We start from the raw sequence: 15,451 nt of genomic DNA on the forward strand, positions 1-15,451 counted from the left end.
GAAACAGCAGCTCGGCGCCGGGGAGGCGGTTATGACGCCCGAGGAAGATGTGGTCACGCCCGGCAACGAAGCCAAGACGGACAGCTGGTGGCTGGCCCAGTTGTCGAATCTCCACGGCCTGTTCGCGATTTCGATGATGATGTTCGACGGCCGCGACGCGGCGGACATCCTGCGCATCGCCGCGGCATCGGTTTCGTCATTGATTGGTTGCACAACCGATGCGGCTTACCTCGTCGACGACGACGGAACGGTCACCCCGCAGAATGGTGCGGAAAAGGCCCATCCCGACCTCGGCGCGGCGGTCGGCAAGCTCGACGGGCAGAGCGGGGGGATCGAGCTGTCCGACGGCCAGTGGCGCTGGTGCTACGCGCTGCGCGCGATGGGCGGCCTGACTGGCATCCTCGTGGTCCGGGCCGAGCAGGCCCCATCCCCTGACGAGTCCTTCCTGCTCAGCTCGCTCTGCCAGCAGGCGGCCGCGGCGCTGGCCAACTCGGCGCTGCTCAAGCGGGAGCGTCGGCAGTCGGTGGCACTGAGGGAGCTCAACGGGCAGCTGTCCGCGTCGGTGGAGCGGCTCAAGCAGCAGAAGCTGGTGCACGACGTGCTGTCCACCATCTCCGCCTCCGGAGCCGGCGAGCCGGGCATCGCGCACGCGCTGCACCAGCTGACCGCGTTGCCCGTAGCGATTGAGGATCGATTCGGCAACCTGCGCGCGTGGGGCGGCCCCGGCCGGCCGGACCCGTACCCGAAGGTCGCGGTGCACCGGCGCGAGGAGCTGCTGCGGCGCGCCGCGACCCGGTCCGAGCCGATCCGCGTCAAGGACCGGCTCGTCTCGCTGGTGCGGCCGCGGCACGAGGTGCTCGGCGTGCTCGCCCTCGTCGACCCCGGGCGGACCGCAGGCGCGGACCAGGTCTTCGCCCTCGAATACGGCACGACCGTGCTGGCGCTGGAACTGTCACACCAGCGCAGCCTGGCCGAGGCCGAGCTGCGCCTGCACCGCGACCTGGTGGACGACCTCGTCGCCGGTACCGACGACGGAAGCGCTTACGCACGGGCCGAGGCGATCGGGCACGACCTGCGCCGCCCGCACCACGTGGTCGTGCTGCGGTGGTCCGGCGACCTCGCCGACGACATGGTCGCCGACGCCACGGGCCGCGCCGTGACGGCACTCGGGCTCGCCACGCTCGTGTCGCGCCATTCGGGCTCGGTGGTGCTGCTGGTCGCCGGGAGGCCGGACGGTGCGGCGCTGTACGCCTCGCTGTCGGAAAGCCTCGGTGCCGACGGGGCGATCGGCATCGGCAGCAGCTGTGACACCCCGGGCCAGCTGCCCAAGTCCTACGCCGAAGCGGTGCGGGCGGTGCAGATCCGGCGCAACTCGCACACCCCGAACGGCTTCACCACGTTCGAGCAGCTGGGGATCTACCGCATCCTCGACACCGGGCAGAACCACGGCGACGTCGTCGAGTTCGTCCGCGAGTGGCTCGGGAAACTGCTCGACTACGACACCCAGCGCAACGCCGAGCTGGTCCCGACGCTCACGCAGTACCTCGAGTGCGGCGGCAGCTACGACGACACCGCCGCCGCGCTGATGATCCACCGGAGCACGCTGCGCTACCGGCTCGGCCGGATCCGGGAGATCACCGAGCTGGACCTCAACGACGTGGACAGCAGGCTGAACCTGCACCTGGCCACCCGGGTGTGGCGGGTGCTGGGCGGAACGCCGTGACCACCCCCGCCGCACGGACGTGTGATCGGCTCCTCGGCGGGTACGCGACCGCGAAAGCACCCGCGCGAAGGGAGTTACCGTGGTACAGCACGAGAAGTGGCTGACCGCCGTCGAAGACGTGGCCGAGCTGGATGATCCGGACGAAGCCAGGGCCGTACTCGCCGCCGTCGTCGCCGCGCTCGCCCGGTGCCTGCCGGACACCGGGCGCGAGTGGCTGGCCGGCCGGCTGCCGAGTCCCGAGGCCGGGCCGGTGCGGGACGCCGGGCCGGCGAACCTGGAGTCGGGCACCGACGTCGAAGCGGCGGTGGCCCGGCGGCTGCGGACCACGCCCGAGCGGGGCCGCTACCTGACCCAGGCCGTCCTGACCGCGCTGACCCGGACCGATCCCGCGCTCGCCGAGGAGCTTCGCGGACGGCTCCCGCGTGCTGTCGTCGAGACACTCAGGCCCGCGGGCGAGTCGCCCCGCGATGCGGCGAGTCACCGGCCGGAGGTCCCGACGCGGCTGACGGACGAAGAGGTGGCCCGCGGCCTGCGCCACCTGACCGGGTGGTCGGGGGACCGGCACGGGATCGAGCGCACGGTGGAGCTGCCCGCCGACCGGATCACGCCGCTGGTCGAGCGCGTCCAGCGCGAGGCGCGGGCGATGAACGACCACGCCCACGTCGAGCCGGTGGACGGAGGTGTGACCTTCCGGTTGTTGACCACCCGTGAAGGAGTCGTCACCGAGCCGGACCTGTGGCTGGCCGAGCGGATCGACGAGGTCGTCGCCGCCGTCGGGTCCGGGGGACGACCCGGTTGAGCCCCGCCGGAGCTGGCTACCCGGTTCTCATGGACAACTCCGAGAACTGGTGGCGCGACGCCGTCGTCTACGAGGTCTACCCCCGCAGCTTCGCCGACGCGAACGGGGACGGTACCGGCGATCTCGCCGGCCTGCGCGCGCGGCTCGGCTACCTGGCCGAGCTGGGCGTGGACGCCGTGTGGACGACGCCCTTCTACCGCTCGCCGATGGTCGACGGTGGCTACGACATCGAGGACCACCGGGCCGTCGACCCGCTGTTCGGGACCGACGCGGACGCCCTCGAGCTGATCGCCGAGGTGCACCGGGCCGGGCTGCGGCTGGTGATCGACGTCGTGCCGAACCACACCTCCGACCGCCACCGGTGGTTCCGGGCCGCGCTGGCCGCCGGGCCCGGTTCGCCCGAACGGGCGCGGTACCACTTCCGGCCGGGGCGGGGCGACGGCGGCGAGCTGCCGCCCACCGACTGGCGCAGCGTCTTCGGCGGCTCCGCGTGGCAGCGCGTGCCGGACGGCGAGTGGTACCTGCACCTGTTCGCACCCGAGCAACCGGACCTGAACTGGGACCACCCGGACGTGCGGGCCGACTTCGAGGACCTGCTGCGGTACTGGTTCTCCCGTGGCGTCGACGGCGTCCGCATCGACGTCGCCCACGGCCTGGTGAAAGACTCGGCGTTCCCCGATCTGGGCACCGGCCACGAAGATCTGATGGCGCCGCCGGACCGCATCCGGCACCCGCACTGGGACCTCGAGGGCGTGCACGAGATCTACCGGTCGTGGCGCAAGGTCGCGGACGAGTTCGGCCCGGACCGGGTGTTCGTCGCCGAAGCCTGGGTCGCGAAGCCGGAGCGGCTGGCGTGCTACGTCCGCCCGGACGAGCTGCACACCGCGTTCAACTTCGACTTCCTGCGCTGTTCTTGGGACGCCGGAGCGCTGCGCTCGGTGATCGACTGCACGGTGCACGCCGTGCACGCGGTGGGGGCGCCCGCCACCTGGGTGCTCTCCAACCACGACGTCGTCCGGCACGTGACGCGGTTCGGCCGCGTGAACACCCGGATCGAGGACCACCCCTGCCCGTCCGAACCGGCCGATCTGCCGCTGGGCAGGCGGCGGGCCCGGGCGGCGCTGCTGCTGATGCTGGCCTTGCCCGGCGGCGCGTACCTCTACCAGGGCGAGGAACTCGGGCTGGAAGAGGTCGAGGACCTGCCCGACGACGTGCTCACCGACCCGACGTGGGAGCGCTCCGGTCACACCCAGCGGGGCCGGGACGGCTGCCGGGTGCCGCTGCCGTGGTCGGGAACGGCGCCGCCGTTCGGCTTCACCGGCGACGGCGTGCCGACGTGGCTGCCGCAGCCGGCCCGGTGGCGGGACCTGACCGCGCAGGCGCAGCGCGACGACCCCGAGTCGATGCTCTGCCTGTACCGCACCGCTCTCGCCGCGCGGCGAGAACACCCCGCGCTGGGGGACGGCACCATGACGTGGCTGCCCGCCCCGGAGGGCGTGCTGTCCTTCGCCCGTGAGCCGGGGTTCGAGTGCGTGGTCAACCTCTCCGCCGAGCCCGTCGAGCTGCCGGACAGTGCGCGGGTGCTGCTGGCCAGCGTGCCGCCGGAAGGCGGCCGCCTCCCGGCGGACGCCGCGGCGTGGCTGGTCAGGCGGTGACGAGCCGGAACCAGCGGTAGCCGTGGCCGGCGACGGCCACGTCCGCGGGGTCGATCCGGTCGTCGTAGCCGCTGTCCTCGAACACCGGCAGCGCCAGGTCGTCGGGCTCGGCCGGGATGCGGACGCGGCAGGCGGAGGGGCCCAGGTTGTGCACGAACACCATGCGGCCCTTCGCGGTTTCGGCCCGGTGCACCAGGACCTCCGCCCGGCCGCCGTCGACGGGCTCGTGCCTGCCGACGGCGATCTCCGGGCACTCCTTGCGGGTGTGCAGCACCCGCTCGAACCAGGTCAGCAGGCTGTTGGGGTCCCGGCGCTGGCCGAGGACGTTGACCCGTTCGAAGCCGAACGGCCCGCCTTCGACGAGCGGGGCGACCAGCTGCTCGGCCGCGGCGCGGGAGAACCCGCCGTTGGGCCCGTCGGACCACTGCATCGGCGTGCGGATCGCGGTGCGCTCGGGCAGCGCCAGGTCCTCGCCCATGCCGATCTCGTCGCCGTAGCGCAGCACGGGGCTGCCCGGCATGGTCAGCAGCAGGCTGTAGGCCAGTTCCAGGCGCCGCCGGTCGCCGTCCAGCATGCAGGCCAGCCTGCGCCGGATGCCGCGGTCATAGAGCTGCATGTGGGGCTCGGGGCCGAACCGGCCGATCACGTCGCCGCGTTCGGCCGGGGACAGGCCGCCGAGGTCGACTTCGTCGTGGTTGCGCAGGAAGGTGGCCCACTGGGCCTGGCCGGGCAGCGGCGGCGAGCACCGCAACCGCTCCCGGACCGGCTCGGCGTCGCCGCGGGCCAGCGCGAGCATCAGGGCTTGGTTGAGCCGGAAGTCGAAGAGCATCGTCGCGCGGCTGGCCTGGTCGTCGGCGGTGCCGAAGTACTCCAGCAATTCGTCCTCGGACACGTTGGCCTCGGCGAGCAGCACGGCGTCCCCGCGTTGCCAGGAGGCGGTTTCCCGCAGCTGACGCAGGAGACCGAAGTCCTGTCGCCCGCGTGACTCGATGAGGAACGGGGCCGCGTCGATCCGGAACCCCGCGACGCCGAGCCGCAGCCAGAAGGTGACGATCTTGGCCAGCTCGGCCCGCACCGCGGGGTGCTCGACGTCGAGTTCGGGCTGGAAGCGGTAGAACCGGTGCCGGTACCAGCGGCCGACGGCTTCGGCGTAGGTCCAGGTCTCCTCTTCGGAGCCCGGGAACACGGCGCCTTCCCACCGGTCGGCCGGTTCGTGGTCGGCCCACACGTACCAGTCGTGGTGTGGTGCCTCCCGGCCGGACAGGGCCGACCGGAACCACGGGTGCTCGTCGCTGGTGTGGTTGACGACCAGGTCGAGTACGATCCGGATGCCGGCCTCGTCGGCCTGGCTCACGAGTTCGGCGAAGTCCCCGAGCGTGCCGAAGCGCGGGTCGATGCCGTAGTAGTCGGTGATGTCGTAGCCGCCGTCGCGGCGCGGCGACGGGTGACACGGGTTGAGCCAGATCGTGTCCACCCCGAGCCGCCCGAGGTAGTCCAGCCGGTCGGCGAGACCGCGCAGGTCACCGACACCGTCGTCGTCGGAATCCTGAAAGGTCTCGATGTCGAGGGAATAGATCACCCCGTTGCGGTACCAGCGATCCACGGTGCGGCGGCTACCCGGCGGCCCCCGGGACAAACTCAGTCTTGCGCTCGCGCGAGGTGCTGTCCGCGGAGGAGGGCGTAGAGGTGGTCCGGGTCGTGGGGAAACGGGAATCCCGTGGCGCAGGCCCGTTCGGCGTCCTGGCGGATGCCGCGCAGCGCACCGGGTGACAGCTCGGGGACACCCGGGCCTTCGGTGCGCAGCCAGTCGAGCAGGTCGTCCCAGCCCGCCCAGTCACCGGCGGCGAGCACGGTGCCCACCGCGGCCCGGTCGAATTCTTCGGCACGCAGGTCTTCGGTCGTCAGTTCGTCCTTTTCGGCCATGTCACGGGCGATACCCGGTGACTGCGGCGGCAAACGCCCGGGGTCAGGCGACGCGGGTGCCGGCCGCGGTGGTGAAGCGCAGCTCGACGTGGGTGGGCAGGTCGTCGAGGTCGAGGGCCTGGCACAGCCGGGGCACCCCGGTTTCGCGGATGCGGTCGCGGATCGCGGCGGGATCGCCGTCCTGCTCGACCGAGACCACCGCGAACAGCTCCGGGTGCTCGCGGGAGCCGGTGAGGGACGCGGTCGCGGTGCGCACGCCCGGGTAGCCGCGCAGCTCCTCGGTGAACGGCCCGATCGCCACGGTGGTGGCCAGTTCGGTGCGGCCGGCGCCGGGATCGGCCTCGAAGTGCCAGGTGCGGCCGGCCGGCTTGCGGATCAGCTGGGCGGCCAGCCAGCGCAGTCCGGCCAGCGCCACGACGATGCCGGCGGCTGCGGTCGCGGAGAGCACCCAGGTGGGCGGCAGCGCGGTGCCCGGCACGATCGGCCGGTTCCCGCCGAGTGCCGGCAGCCAGTGGAAGCGGATCGCGGCCGGGATCGCCCCGGCGGCGATCAGCAGCAGGCCGGCGATGACCAGCAGCGTCCGGTTGAGACCGGCGGGACGGTTCACGACGTGCTCCTCAGTGCGCGAAGACGGACCTTGACCTCGGGACGGCGGACCGGATCGATCCGGTCCAGCCGCGCGGCGACCGCGACGCGGACCGCGTCGGCGATCCCGTCGGGGCGGGTGCGGCGCGTCCGCACCCGGACGCGGACGGTGCGCCGCCGCAGTTTCAGCCGCACCTTCTCGACGCCGTCGACCCGCGCCGCGGCCGCCCGGAGGGTCGAGCCCAGGCTGTGGCGGGCGGCGCCCGAGTCCGGGTCGCCGCGCAGCGGGAGCACGGTGAGCCTGCCCGGCAGCACGGCCGCGAGCACCAGGACCAGGCCGAGGAGGGCGACGAACCCGCCGGTGACGACGACCGGCAGGTCGGCCCAGCGCAGCTCGTGCAGCCGCCGGGCCGTGGCGCCGTAGTCGAGCCACGGGCGCTCGCCGAGGATCAGCTGGACGGCCACGGTGGCGGTGAGGACGCCGGCGGCGGTCACGACCAGCGCCGTCAGCGCAGCCGGGGTGGTGCGGCGGGGGCGGCGTTTCACGAAACCCTCCTCGAGGACGGGGCCGGCGGGTGGAGTGCGGTGACGGTGATGTCCACCCGTGTCACATCGAGACCGGTCAGCTCGCCGACCCGGTCGCGCAGGTGGGCCCGGGCCCGTTCGGTGGTGCGGGCGACCGAAGCCGGGTAGGTGACGGACAGCCGGGCGGCCAGCCGCACCCGGCCGCCGTCGACCTCGGCGTCGGCTTGCACCGGGCGGTCGGCGTCTTCGCTGCCGAGCGCGAGGCCCAGGACGCGCCCGGCCGCACCGCCGACGGCGTCGATCTCGCGGGCGGCGTGGGCGGTGATCCGGGCGACGGCGTGGCCGGAGATGACCAGCCGGCCTCGGTCTTCGGCGGGCGCTGGGGTGGTCACGGGTCAGCCCCGGTCCCGGCCGAGCAGCCGGCCGAGGTCGATGGCGCCGTCGAGGTGGCGGCCGGCCAGGAAGCCGATCGCGCCGAGCGCGAGGACGGCCAGGAACGCGCCGAAGCCGCCGAAGGCGAGGGCGAGACCGAGGACGAGACCGGTCAGGAGACCTGTCCGGGTGGCGTTCATGAGAACCTCCGTCAATCCGTGGTGGGGGTGGCCACGTCGCCGACGATCACTGCACCCGGCCGGTGTCGGAGCCGGTGTCGCCGGTGTCGTCACCGGGCAGGTTGAGGTCGCCGACCGCGATGTTGACCTCCACGACCTCCAGGCCGGTCATCCGCTCGACCGCGGTGATCACGTTCCGGCGCACCGACCGGCTGACATCGGCGATGGACACGCCGTATTCGACGACGACCTGCAGGTCGACCGCGGCCTGCTTCTCACCGACCTCGACGGAGACGCCCTGCCCGGCCGAGGCGGTCGCGCCCGGGATGCGCTCGCGGATGGCGGAGAAGGCGCGGACAGCGCCGCCGCCGAGGGAGTGAATACCGGGAACTTCGCGGGTGGCGAGGCCGGAGATCTTCTGCACGACGGTGTCCGCGATCGTCGTGGTGCCCTGGCTGGTCACCAGCGCGCCGGTCGTGCCCGCGGCGGTCGTGGTCTGCTCGGCCATGGTGTTCCTCCTTCGTCGGGTGAACCGTTGTGCCGGGAAGACCCGGGGTGCGCGGGAATCGTCACGGCCCCGTTCGTATGAACAGGGTCACGCGACCGGGGCAATGACGAATGGCGCGCTCGAGTGTCTTGATGGGCAGGACCGTCCACGAAGGACGGTGACCGACGAAAGGAGCGGCTCATGTCGCTGGGCGACAAGATCGGGAACAAGGCCGAAGACCTCGGCGGCCGGGCCAAGGAGGCGGCGGGCCGTGCCACCGGCGACGACGAACTGCGTGCGGAAGGCCAGGCGGACCAGGCGAAGGCCGGCCTGAAGGACGCGGTCGAGAACGTCAAGGACGCGGTCGGGGACGCCGTGGACAAGGTCAAGAACGTTCTGAAGAAGGACTGAGCCCACGCGGGGACCGGTGGCCGGCGCGGCGAGAGGGAGCGTGCCGGCCACCGGTCTTCGCGGGATGCGTCCTCAGGCTGTAACCCCACCGCGGTGGGGAGCGACCTAGCTCCTGACCGAGGAGAAGCCCATGCCACAGCGTGAAGTCCGGGTCACTGTCAGGGCCGCGGAGAGCGGGGAGCCCGCTGCATGAGGGGGTGGGCCGATCCGTCGGCGCTGGCGGTGTTCGTGATCGCCGTCGCGCTGCTCCTCGCCGCCGGCACGAGCGGGGCCCTCAGGCTGCCGCCGCTCAACCGGCACGGCCCGCTGACGCCCGCCGGGATCAGGGTGACCGCGGCTCTCGGTGTGCTGTGCCTGCTCGTGGCCGGCGGAGTCGCGCTGTGGGGCGGCCACGATTCGCCGCCGCAGCCGACAGCCGCCCCGCAGCCTCCGAGTTCCGCTCCGCCGGTCACCCCACCGGCTTCGACGGCGACTACGGAGCCGGCCCCGTCGACCCGGCCCACCGTGGACCGGACGACGGACTCGCCGCCGGCTCCGGAACTGCGGGAACTGGGCGCCGATCGCGTCTCCCTGGGTACCTCGACCGGCTACGACTTCGACGCGGGCAAGACCGCTTTCCCGAGCGAGGGCGCCGACATCGTCGTCGACAGCACCGGTATCAGTGCGGTTTCCGGTACCGCGCTGGCGCTCTCCGCCCGAACGGACACCCGGCCCGACGGGTGTCCCGCCGAACTGCGGCTCACCCGGGTGCCGCGCAGCGGTACCGCGTCCGGGCGAGCGGTCTGCGCCCTGACGACGGAGAGGAACCTCGCGGTGTTCACGTTCTCCGACTCCCGCTCATCGGGCGAAGTCACGGTGGACTACGTGGTCTGGGGGAGCCGATGACCTACCGCGGTTCGGCGGTGACCACGATGTTGTCTTCGTAGTTCCTGGTGGCCCGGTCGAACGCACCACCGCAGGTGAAGAGCGTGATGCGGGGGCTGCCGGTCGTGTCGAAATAAGCCTGCAGGTCGATGGCCGACTTGGGGACCTGACGGCGGTCCGTGACGGTGTAGTCCCGTGTCCTGCCGTCGGTGCCGGTGAACTGCAGCCGGGCGCCGGGTTCGAGGCGGCGGAGGCGGAAGAACGCGCCGGGGCCCTCCCGGGCGCTGTCGACGTGTCCGCCGATGACCAGTGAACCCGCGGGTGCGCCGAGGCCGGGTCCGTAGCGGTACCAGCCGACGGTGCCGACCCGGTCAGGAGCGGCGAACGCCCCCGTCTCGTCGACGCCGACGGGAACCACGGGAGCGTCGACGCCGATGGCCGGGATGACCAGCCTGGTCGGCGCGATCACCGCCTCCGGGCCGGGAAGCGCGGCCGCTTGCGTGGTCGGTGCGGCACCCACGAGCGGCTGTGCGCCGGTGACGGACGCGGCGGAGGGCCGGTCGCCGGTCGCGCGCGGAGTAGCGGCGGCGCCGAAGACAACGGCGCCGGCGACAACGGCGACGGCGGCGGCGGCGAGGACGTAGCGGTGTGCCCCGGCCGTCCGGGACACACCGCTGGGACGTCGTCCGCTCATCGGGAGGCGCGCTGCACCCGGCGGCGCAGCAGGAACGCCCCCACCAGCGCGACCAGCAGGCCACCGGCGGCCGGCCGGGCCCAGGAGCCGGTGCCGGTGTCGGCGGCCAGACCGCCGTTGCCGGTCGGCATCGACGACGGTGCGGCACCCAGGTTCTTGATCGTCTGGGCGGCCAGGGTGAGCGTCTTGGCGTCCGCCGAGCCGATCGCGTAGACGATCGTCTCGGTCCCCGGCGCGAGAGCGAGGTCCTTCGGGCCCAGCACGACCGTGCCGGTGCCGGCCAGGGTGACGTCGGCGGACACCGTTCCGGCAGGCAGGTCGGCCATGGCCTCCTTCGGGTTGGTCAGGCCGGGGAAGACCGGCTTCCCGCCGGCGCGGACGTCGACCGCCGGGGCGGCGGCCGTGTGGCGGACCACCAGCCGGGCCTTGCCCGGCGCCGTGCGGGAAACGTCGTTGACGAACGCGGTCAGTGCCGGTTTCGCCGCGGTGTCGAGGTGGGCGACCAGGCTGAGGTTCTTGCCGCCGGGCACGGCCAGTGCCTTGTTCTCCAGCAGCGGGTTCGAGGCCGGTTCGCCCGGCTTGGTCAGCGCGACGTCGTAGGTGCCCGCGGCCAGGCTGAGCGGGCCGGCCACGGTGGCAGGCTGGAAGTTGTCCAGCGTCTTCTTGCCGTTGACGTAGACGTCGACCGGCTGGCCGGGAATGCCGTGCACGACCGACACCATGGACTCCGCGGCGGCCGCCGCGGCGGGGCCCTGGATCGTCAGGGTGGCCAGCGCCCCGGCGGACACCACCACCGCGAGGGATTGCCCGAATCGGCGCATCGACTGCTCCTTGCTGTCGGGGAACGGAAGTACCCGGTCATTCGCCGGGGGACCGGCTCCCGGATGCACCGTGGTGTGGCTGCTCACAAGACGGCGGACGCTGCATCCGACGGCGGCCGCGCCGACGTACCCCCTGGATGGCTCGCCGGGCGGAACGGAGGTGTGCGCCGGATGTTGCTGACTGACGACGTCGCGTCGCCGGCAGGTACGGCTAGGGTGTCGGTCGTGCTCCACGACGCCGCGAGCGGCACCGTCGACGAGCTCGCCCGGCGGTTCGCCGGCGGCGAGCCGGACGCGTTGCGCGCGGCGTTCGACCGGCACGGCCCCGCGGTGCAGCGGCTGGCCAGGGCCAGCCTGCGCGACCAGGCCGACGTCGACGACATCGTGCAGGCCACGTTCGTCTCCGCGTGGAACGGACGGCACACCTACGACCCGGCCAAGGCCGGCCTGCTGACCTGGCTGCTGGGCATCACCCGGCGCCGGATCGTGGACCTCCTGCGCGCCCGCGGCCGGGCCCAGCGCGACAGCGACGCCGTGGCGGCGGCGACCCCGCCCGAGCCGGTGACGGGGGAGTCGCCGGAGCGGATCGTGGACCGGCTCGTCGTCGCCGACGGGCTGACCCGCCTCCCCGCCGCCCAGCGCGAGGTCCTGGAGCTGGCCTTCTACGCCGACCTGACCCACACCCAGATCGCCGAGCGCACCGGACTGCCGCTGGGAACGGTGAAGAGCCACCTGCGCCGCGGCATGCAGAACCTCCGGTCCCACCTGGATCACCCGCCCGAGGAGGTGGATGATGACGCACCCCGACTCCGATCGGCTCGTCCTGCTCGCCCTTGACCAGCAGGAACCCGGCGAGGCCGACGCAGCTCACCTGAACGGCTGTGCCGCGTGCCGCGACGAGTACGAGGCCCTGCGCACCGTGGCGGGGCTCGGCCGCGAAGCGGAGGCGGAGGCGTCGCTGCCTCCGGTGAGCGAAGCGGTGTGGGCGCGGATCGCCGCCGACACCGGGCAGTCCGCGAGCGAGCCGCCACGGCTGACGGCGGTCGGCGACGACCGTGCCACGCCGAACCCGCCGCGCAAACGCCGGCTCGCCGGCGCGGTGCGGTACGGCGTCGTGGCCGCGGCCGCCGCGGGGATCACCGCCGTCGCCACCTTGACCCTGCCGGCCACGGGCGGTGAGCCGGACCGCGTGGTCGCCCAGGTGCAGCTGCAGCGGCAGGCCGCCGCCCCGGCGGGTGCCTCCGGGGAGGTGCAGGTCCTCCGGACCGGCTCCGGGGCACTGCGGTTGCACCTCGAGCTCGCCGGGATGCCCGATCCCGCCGGGCTCTACCAGGTGTGGCTCTACGACGGCAAGACCACGATGATCCCGCTGGGCGTCACCGCCGGCACCGAAGCCGACGTCGCGATCCCGCCCACCGTCACCCTGCAGGCGTTCCCCGTGGTCGACGTCTCGGCCCAGCAGCTGGGGCAGCAGGAACACGGGACGAGCATGCTGCAGGGCACCGTGCGCGCCTGACCGCCGCAAAACTCCGCGAAGACCGCTGCATCCGAACGCGCTCCCCAGCGCGTATCCCCGGTGTCCAGCAACCAACGGGAACGGAGTGACCCATGCGCGTTCGGATGCTCGGGATGTCCATCGTGGCCGCGGCCGCCATGGCCGGGGTGGTGGCGGCGCCCGCGCAGGCGGCCCAGCCGGCTGCCGCGTCCCCCACCGCGTCGCACCACCACCCCCACTACTTCGGCAAGGGCCGGACCGACCTCACCCTCGACCCGGCGGCCGCGGCGGCGCTCACCTCGCTCGGCGTCAAGGTCTCGCCGGTGCTGGCCCGGGTGAGCCACCCGGGCGGCAAGACGGTCTTCGGGTTCACGATCGTCGGCAACCCCAAGGACGGCACCATCGAGCACGTCGGCGGGCTGCTGCTGCGGGCAGGCGGCAAGTGCCTGTACCTGACCAGCTACACCATCGACCTCAACCGCGGGGTGCTCAGCGGCCGGATCGACTTCGGGAGCCGCGCCGACCTGTTCACCATCGGCGCGGCGACGCCGGACGGTGTCACCCTGGCGCTGACGGCCCCGGCCGCGGCCCTGCTGAACAAGACGTTCGGCGTCAGCGCGTTCACCGCCGGGCTGGTCATCGGGTACGGCAACCCGATGGTCCGCAAGTAGCCCCGTCCCCTCGCCGCCGCGAGGGGCGGAGCCGAAGGCACGTCCCGGCTGTGTCCCACGGAGACGGCGTTCCCGCAGGTCCGATGGCCCGGGACCGTCCCGGCGTCCCGGCCGGGCCGCCGAAGCGCGATCGGCGGCCCGGCCGCTGCCAGCCTTCTCGGCATGCAGAGACTCGCTCTGGCCGTCGCGGTGCTGCTGGCGGTCCCCGCCGCCGCAGCTCCCGCGGTCGCGGCCGAACCCGTTGCGGTGTGCGGGCACACCAGTACCCAGCCCACCCTGAAAGAAGGCGCGTCCGGTGCCCCGGTCACCGAGGCGCAGTGCGAACTGAACCTGGCGACCAAGGCCAGCCGGTACTCGCCCATCGCCGCCGACGGCTCCTTCGGCCCGGCGACCGACGCGCGCGTGCGCGTGTTCCAGCAGTGCGCCGCGCTGAGCGTGGACGGGCAGATCGGGCCGAACACCTGGGCCGCCCTCAACTCCTGGGCCGCGCGGCCGCGCAAGTGCGCCACCCAGGGCACGGCAGGCACCGCGCAGAGCGTCGTGTGCGGCCACTCCACCGCCCGCCCGACCCTGCAGAGCGGGTCCACCGGCGCGGACGTCGAGGAACTGCAGTGCCGGCTGAACCTCGCCATGGAGCCGGGCCACTACCCGCCGCTGACGGTCGACGGCCAGTTCGGCGACGGCACCCGCACCCGCGTGATCCAGTTCCAGCACTGCGTCAACGCCAGTGCCGACGGCGTCGCCGGGCCCACCACCTGGGCGAAGGTGACCGACTGGTCGAGCCGCAACACCTACTGCACGCCACCGAAGCCCGCCGGGCACCCGATCGACGGCGTCGACACGGCCAAGTACCAGCACCCCGGCGGCGCGGCCATCAACTGGGGCGCGGTGAAGGCGTCCGGGGTGGAGTTCGCGACCGTCAAGGCGACCCGCGGCCTGAACGTCACCGACGACTACCTGGCCACCGACCTGCCCGCCGCGCGCAACGCCGGCCTGGCCGTCGGCCCGTACCACTTCTACACGGGCACGGCGGCGAACACCGGCGGCGCGCAGGCGGACCGGTTCATCGCCGCGGTGAAGGCCACCGGGTACACCGGCAAGCGCGCCGGTGACCTGCCGCCCGTGTTCGACCTGGAGTGGAAGGACGACGGTTCCGGCGGCTGCCCGCCGTACGTCACCGTCGCCGACGCCAAGGCGTGGCTGGACAAGGTCCAGGCGGCGTTCGGCCGGACCCCGATCATCTACACCCAGAAGTCGTTCCTGGACGCGTGCCTGGACGGCACCACGGCGCTGTCGGCCTACCCGATGCAGCTCGCCGACTACCGGCAGTCCGTCACGCAGCCGGCGCTGCCCGCCGGGTCGCGGACCTGGCTGATGTGGCAGTACACCGACGCGGCCATCCCCGACGGCATCCCCGCGCCCGCCACCGGCGACGTCTTCAACGGCACCCAGGCCGACCTCGACCAGCTCGCCAACCGGTGAACCCCGCTAGGAAAGGACGAGAATGACCCCCTCCATGAGCCGCCGCACGGTGCTGCGCGGCGCTGTCGTGCTCGGCGCCACCGCGGCGGTCAGCCCGCTGCTGCTGTCGGGCACCGCCCAGGCCTACTCGTGGTCCCGCACCCTCGTGCAGGGCAACACGGGCGCCGACGTCACCGAACTCCAGATCCGCGTCGCGGGCTGGGCGGCCGACCACGCCAGCCAGAGCCGGGTTTCGATCGACGGCGAGTTCGGCCCCGGCACGGCGGCGGCCGTCCGCCGGTTCCAGACCGCCTACGGCCTCGGCGCCGACGCCCAGGTCGGCCCGGCCACCCAGGCCGCGCTCAACGCGCTGGAGCAGAGCGACGGGTCCACCGTCCACTTCAACTTCAGCGAGTTCACCGACCGCGACAGCGGCACCTTCAACGGCGGCAAGGTCAGCGCGGCCACCGCCAAGGAGAACGCCCGGCGCTGCATGTACAAGCTGGAGGCGCTGCGCAAGAAGCTCGGGAACAAGCCGATCACGGTGAACTCCGGGTTCCGCAGCATCGCGCACAACGCCGAGATCGGCGGGGCGAGCGACAGCATGCACCTCTACGGCACCGCGGCCGACCTGAACGTGCCGGGCGTGGCCAACAAGACCGTCTACCAGAAGGCCGAGACGTGCGGGTTCTCCGGGCTGGAGACCTACAACACCGACCACCAGCACGTGGACAGCCGCGCCGACCTCGGCCGGTCCTGGTGGTGGGAGAACGGCACGGTCTGATC

The 15,451-nt window shown here is 73.1% G+C and carries 19 protein-coding genes; 10 read left to right on the forward strand and 9 right to left on the reverse strand.

Annotated elements, in window-relative coordinates; all coding sequences use genetic code 11:
• Positions 1 to 31: 31 nt before the first annotated feature.
• The 3 genes from ABZX11_RS26045 to ABZX11_RS26055 all read left to right on the forward strand — a co-directional run bounded on the left by ABZX11_RS26045 (position 32) and on the right by ABZX11_RS26055 (position 4,177).
• Positions 32 to 1,723, forward strand: a complete 1,692-nt coding sequence (locus ABZX11_RS26045) for a helix-turn-helix domain-containing protein (RefSeq protein WP_354917375.1) — start codon at positions 32 to 34, stop codon at positions 1,721 to 1,723.
• Positions 1,724 to 1,802: 79 nt separating this feature from the next.
• Complete coding sequence (locus tag ABZX11_RS26050) at positions 1,803 to 2,522, forward strand: DUF2267 domain-containing protein (protein ID WP_354917377.1); 720 nt, start codon at positions 1,803 to 1,805, stop codon at positions 2,520 to 2,522.
• Between the two features lie 29 nt (positions 2,523 to 2,551).
• Positions 2,552 to 4,177, forward strand: coding sequence for a glycoside hydrolase family 13 protein (locus tag ABZX11_RS26055; RefSeq protein ID WP_354917380.1), 1,626 nt, complete (start codon positions 2,552 to 2,554; stop codon positions 4,175 to 4,177).
• Here the strand turns inward: ABZX11_RS26055 and ABZX11_RS26060 are convergent.
• The 7 genes from ABZX11_RS26060 to ABZX11_RS26090 are packed head-to-tail and all read right to left on the reverse strand — an operon-like array spanning position 4,167 to position 8,269.
• Positions 4,167 to 5,780 (reverse strand): alpha-amylase family protein, encoded by a 1,614-nt coding sequence (locus tag ABZX11_RS26060; RefSeq protein ID WP_354917383.1) that lies wholly within the window; start codon positions 5,778 to 5,780, stop codon positions 4,167 to 4,169. The two genes, ABZX11_RS26055 and ABZX11_RS26060, sit on opposite strands and share 11 nt — an antisense overlap.
• Before the next feature lie 35 nt (positions 5,781 to 5,815).
• Positions 5,816 to 6,100, reverse strand: a complete 285-nt coding sequence (locus ABZX11_RS26065; protein WP_354917386.1) for a hypothetical protein — start codon at positions 6,098 to 6,100, stop codon at positions 5,816 to 5,818.
• 43 nt (positions 6,101 to 6,143) lie between these two features.
• Entirely contained in the window at positions 6,144 to 6,707 is a 564-nt protein-coding gene (locus ABZX11_RS26070; RefSeq protein WP_354917389.1) for an alkaline shock response membrane anchor protein AmaP, read from the reverse strand.
• Positions 6,704 to 7,231 carry a DUF6286 domain-containing protein gene (locus tag ABZX11_RS26075; protein ID WP_354917392.1) on the reverse strand — a complete coding sequence of 176 codons (528 nt, stop codon included), beginning with the start codon at positions 7,229 to 7,231 and terminating at the stop codon, positions 6,704 to 6,706. The genes ABZX11_RS26070 and ABZX11_RS26075 overlap by 4 nt, the downstream gene beginning before the upstream one ends.
• Positions 7,228 to 7,602, reverse strand: coding sequence for an Asp23/Gls24 family envelope stress response protein (locus ABZX11_RS26080; RefSeq protein ID WP_354917395.1), 375 nt, complete (start codon positions 7,600 to 7,602; stop codon positions 7,228 to 7,230). The genes ABZX11_RS26075 and ABZX11_RS26080 overlap by 4 nt, the downstream gene beginning before the upstream one ends.
• Before the next feature lie 3 nt (positions 7,603 to 7,605).
• Complete coding sequence (locus tag ABZX11_RS26085) at positions 7,606 to 7,782, reverse strand: hypothetical protein (RefSeq protein ID WP_354917398.1); 177 nt, start codon at positions 7,780 to 7,782, stop codon at positions 7,606 to 7,608.
• Between the two features lie 46 nt (positions 7,783 to 7,828).
• Positions 7,829 to 8,269, reverse strand: coding sequence for an Asp23/Gls24 family envelope stress response protein (locus ABZX11_RS26090; protein ID WP_354917401.1), 441 nt, complete (start codon positions 8,267 to 8,269; stop codon positions 7,829 to 7,831).
• Positions 8,270 to 8,449: 180 nt separating this feature from the next.
• Between ABZX11_RS26090 and ABZX11_RS26095 the strand changes: the two genes are divergently transcribed.
• Together ABZX11_RS26095 and ABZX11_RS26100 are read left to right on the forward strand one after the other, a co-directional pair.
• Positions 8,450 to 8,659, forward strand: a complete 210-nt coding sequence (locus ABZX11_RS26095) for a CsbD family protein (protein ID WP_176176932.1) — start codon at positions 8,450 to 8,452, stop codon at positions 8,657 to 8,659.
• A gap of 189 nt (positions 8,660 to 8,848) precedes the next feature.
• Positions 8,849 to 9,544, forward strand: a complete 696-nt coding sequence (locus tag ABZX11_RS26100) for a hypothetical protein (RefSeq protein WP_354917404.1) — start codon at positions 8,849 to 8,851, stop codon at positions 9,542 to 9,544.
• Between the two features lies 1 nt (position 9,545).
• On the opposite strand, the gene ABZX11_RS26105 is transcribed toward ABZX11_RS26100, so the two are convergent.
• Positions 9,546 to 10,217, reverse strand: coding sequence for a class F sortase (locus ABZX11_RS26105; RefSeq protein ID WP_354917407.1), 672 nt, complete (start codon positions 10,215 to 10,217; stop codon positions 9,546 to 9,548).
• A complete protein-coding gene (locus ABZX11_RS26110) occupies positions 10,214 to 11,038 on the reverse strand; it encodes a DUF4397 domain-containing protein (protein WP_354917410.1) in 825 nt (274 codons plus the stop codon). Before ABZX11_RS26110 ends, ABZX11_RS26105 begins: the two co-directional genes overlap by 4 nt.
• Positions 11,039 to 11,263: 225 nt before the next feature.
• Here ABZX11_RS26110 and ABZX11_RS26115 point away from each other — a divergent pair, with 225 nt between their 5' ends.
• The 5 genes from ABZX11_RS26115 (at position 11,264) to ABZX11_RS26135 (ending at position 15,449) form a co-directional block, all read left to right on the forward strand.
• A complete protein-coding gene (locus ABZX11_RS26115; RefSeq protein ID WP_217709701.1) occupies positions 11,264 to 11,875 on the forward strand; it encodes a sigma-70 family RNA polymerase sigma factor in 612 nt (203 codons plus the stop codon).
• Positions 11,832 to 12,554 (forward strand): anti-sigma factor, encoded by a 723-nt coding sequence (locus ABZX11_RS26120; protein ID WP_176176937.1) that lies wholly within the window; start codon positions 11,832 to 11,834, stop codon positions 12,552 to 12,554. Before ABZX11_RS26115 ends, ABZX11_RS26120 begins: the two co-directional genes overlap by 44 nt.
• A 92-nt stretch (positions 12,555 to 12,646) precedes the next feature.
• A complete protein-coding gene (locus ABZX11_RS26125) occupies positions 12,647 to 13,204 on the forward strand; it encodes a hypothetical protein (protein WP_176176938.1) in 558 nt (185 codons plus the stop codon).
• A gap of 162 nt (positions 13,205 to 13,366) precedes the next feature.
• Entirely contained in the window at positions 13,367 to 14,686 is a 1,320-nt protein-coding gene (locus tag ABZX11_RS26130; RefSeq protein WP_354917414.1) for a GH25 family lysozyme, read from the forward strand.
• A gap of 22 nt (positions 14,687 to 14,708) precedes the next feature.
• Positions 14,709 to 15,449 carry a D-Ala-D-Ala carboxypeptidase family metallohydrolase gene (locus tag ABZX11_RS26135; protein ID WP_354917417.1) on the forward strand — a complete coding sequence of 247 codons (741 nt, stop codon included), beginning with the start codon at positions 14,709 to 14,711 and terminating at the stop codon, positions 15,447 to 15,449.
• The last annotated feature ends 2 nt before the right edge of the window (positions 15,450 to 15,451 follow it).

The sequence above is a fragment of the Amycolatopsis sp. NPDC004169 genome, from assembly GCF_040610315.1.
Lineage (GTDB): Bacteria > Actinomycetota > Actinomycetes > Mycobacteriales > Pseudonocardiaceae > Amycolatopsis.

Bases quoted from the DNA above. Each gene is read 5' to 3' on its own strand.
- ABZX11_RS26045 (WP_354917375.1), top strand. From the start codon at position 32: ATGACGCCCGAGGAAGATGTGGTCACGCCCGGCAACGAAGCCAAGACG.
- ABZX11_RS26055 (WP_354917380.1), top strand. From the start codon at position 2,552: ATGGACAACTCCGAGAACTGGTGGCGCGACGCCGTCGTCTACGAGGTC.
- ABZX11_RS26065 (WP_354917386.1), bottom strand. From the start codon at position 6,100: ATGGCCGAAAAGGACGAACTGACGACCGAAGACCTGCGTGCCGAAGAA.
- ABZX11_RS26085 (WP_354917398.1), bottom strand. From the start codon at position 7,782: ATGAACGCCACCCGGACAGGTCTCCTGACCGGTCTCGTCCTCGGTCTC.
- ABZX11_RS26090 (WP_354917401.1), bottom strand. From the start codon at position 8,269: ATGGCCGAGCAGACCACGACCGCCGCGGGCACGACCGGCGCGCTGGTG.
- ABZX11_RS26095 (WP_176176932.1), top strand. From the start codon at position 8,450: ATGTCGCTGGGCGACAAGATCGGGAACAAGGCCGAAGACCTCGGCGGC.
- ABZX11_RS26100 (WP_354917404.1), top strand. From the start codon at position 8,849: ATGAGGGGGTGGGCCGATCCGTCGGCGCTGGCGGTGTTCGTGATCGCC.
- ABZX11_RS26105 (WP_354917407.1), bottom strand. From the start codon at position 10,217: ATGAGCGGACGACGTCCCAGCGGTGTGTCCCGGACGGCCGGGGCACAC.
- ABZX11_RS26110 (WP_354917410.1), bottom strand. From the start codon at position 11,038: ATGCGCCGATTCGGGCAATCCCTCGCGGTGGTGGTGTCCGCCGGGGCG.
- ABZX11_RS26120 (WP_176176937.1), top strand. From the start codon at position 11,832: ATGACGCACCCCGACTCCGATCGGCTCGTCCTGCTCGCCCTTGACCAG.
- ABZX11_RS26125 (WP_176176938.1), top strand. From the start codon at position 12,647: ATGCGCGTTCGGATGCTCGGGATGTCCATCGTGGCCGCGGCCGCCATG.
- ABZX11_RS26130 (WP_354917414.1), top strand. From the start codon at position 13,367: ATGCAGAGACTCGCTCTGGCCGTCGCGGTGCTGCTGGCGGTCCCCGCC.
- ABZX11_RS26135 (WP_354917417.1), top strand. From the start codon at position 14,709: ATGACCCCCTCCATGAGCCGCCGCACGGTGCTGCGCGGCGCTGTCGTG.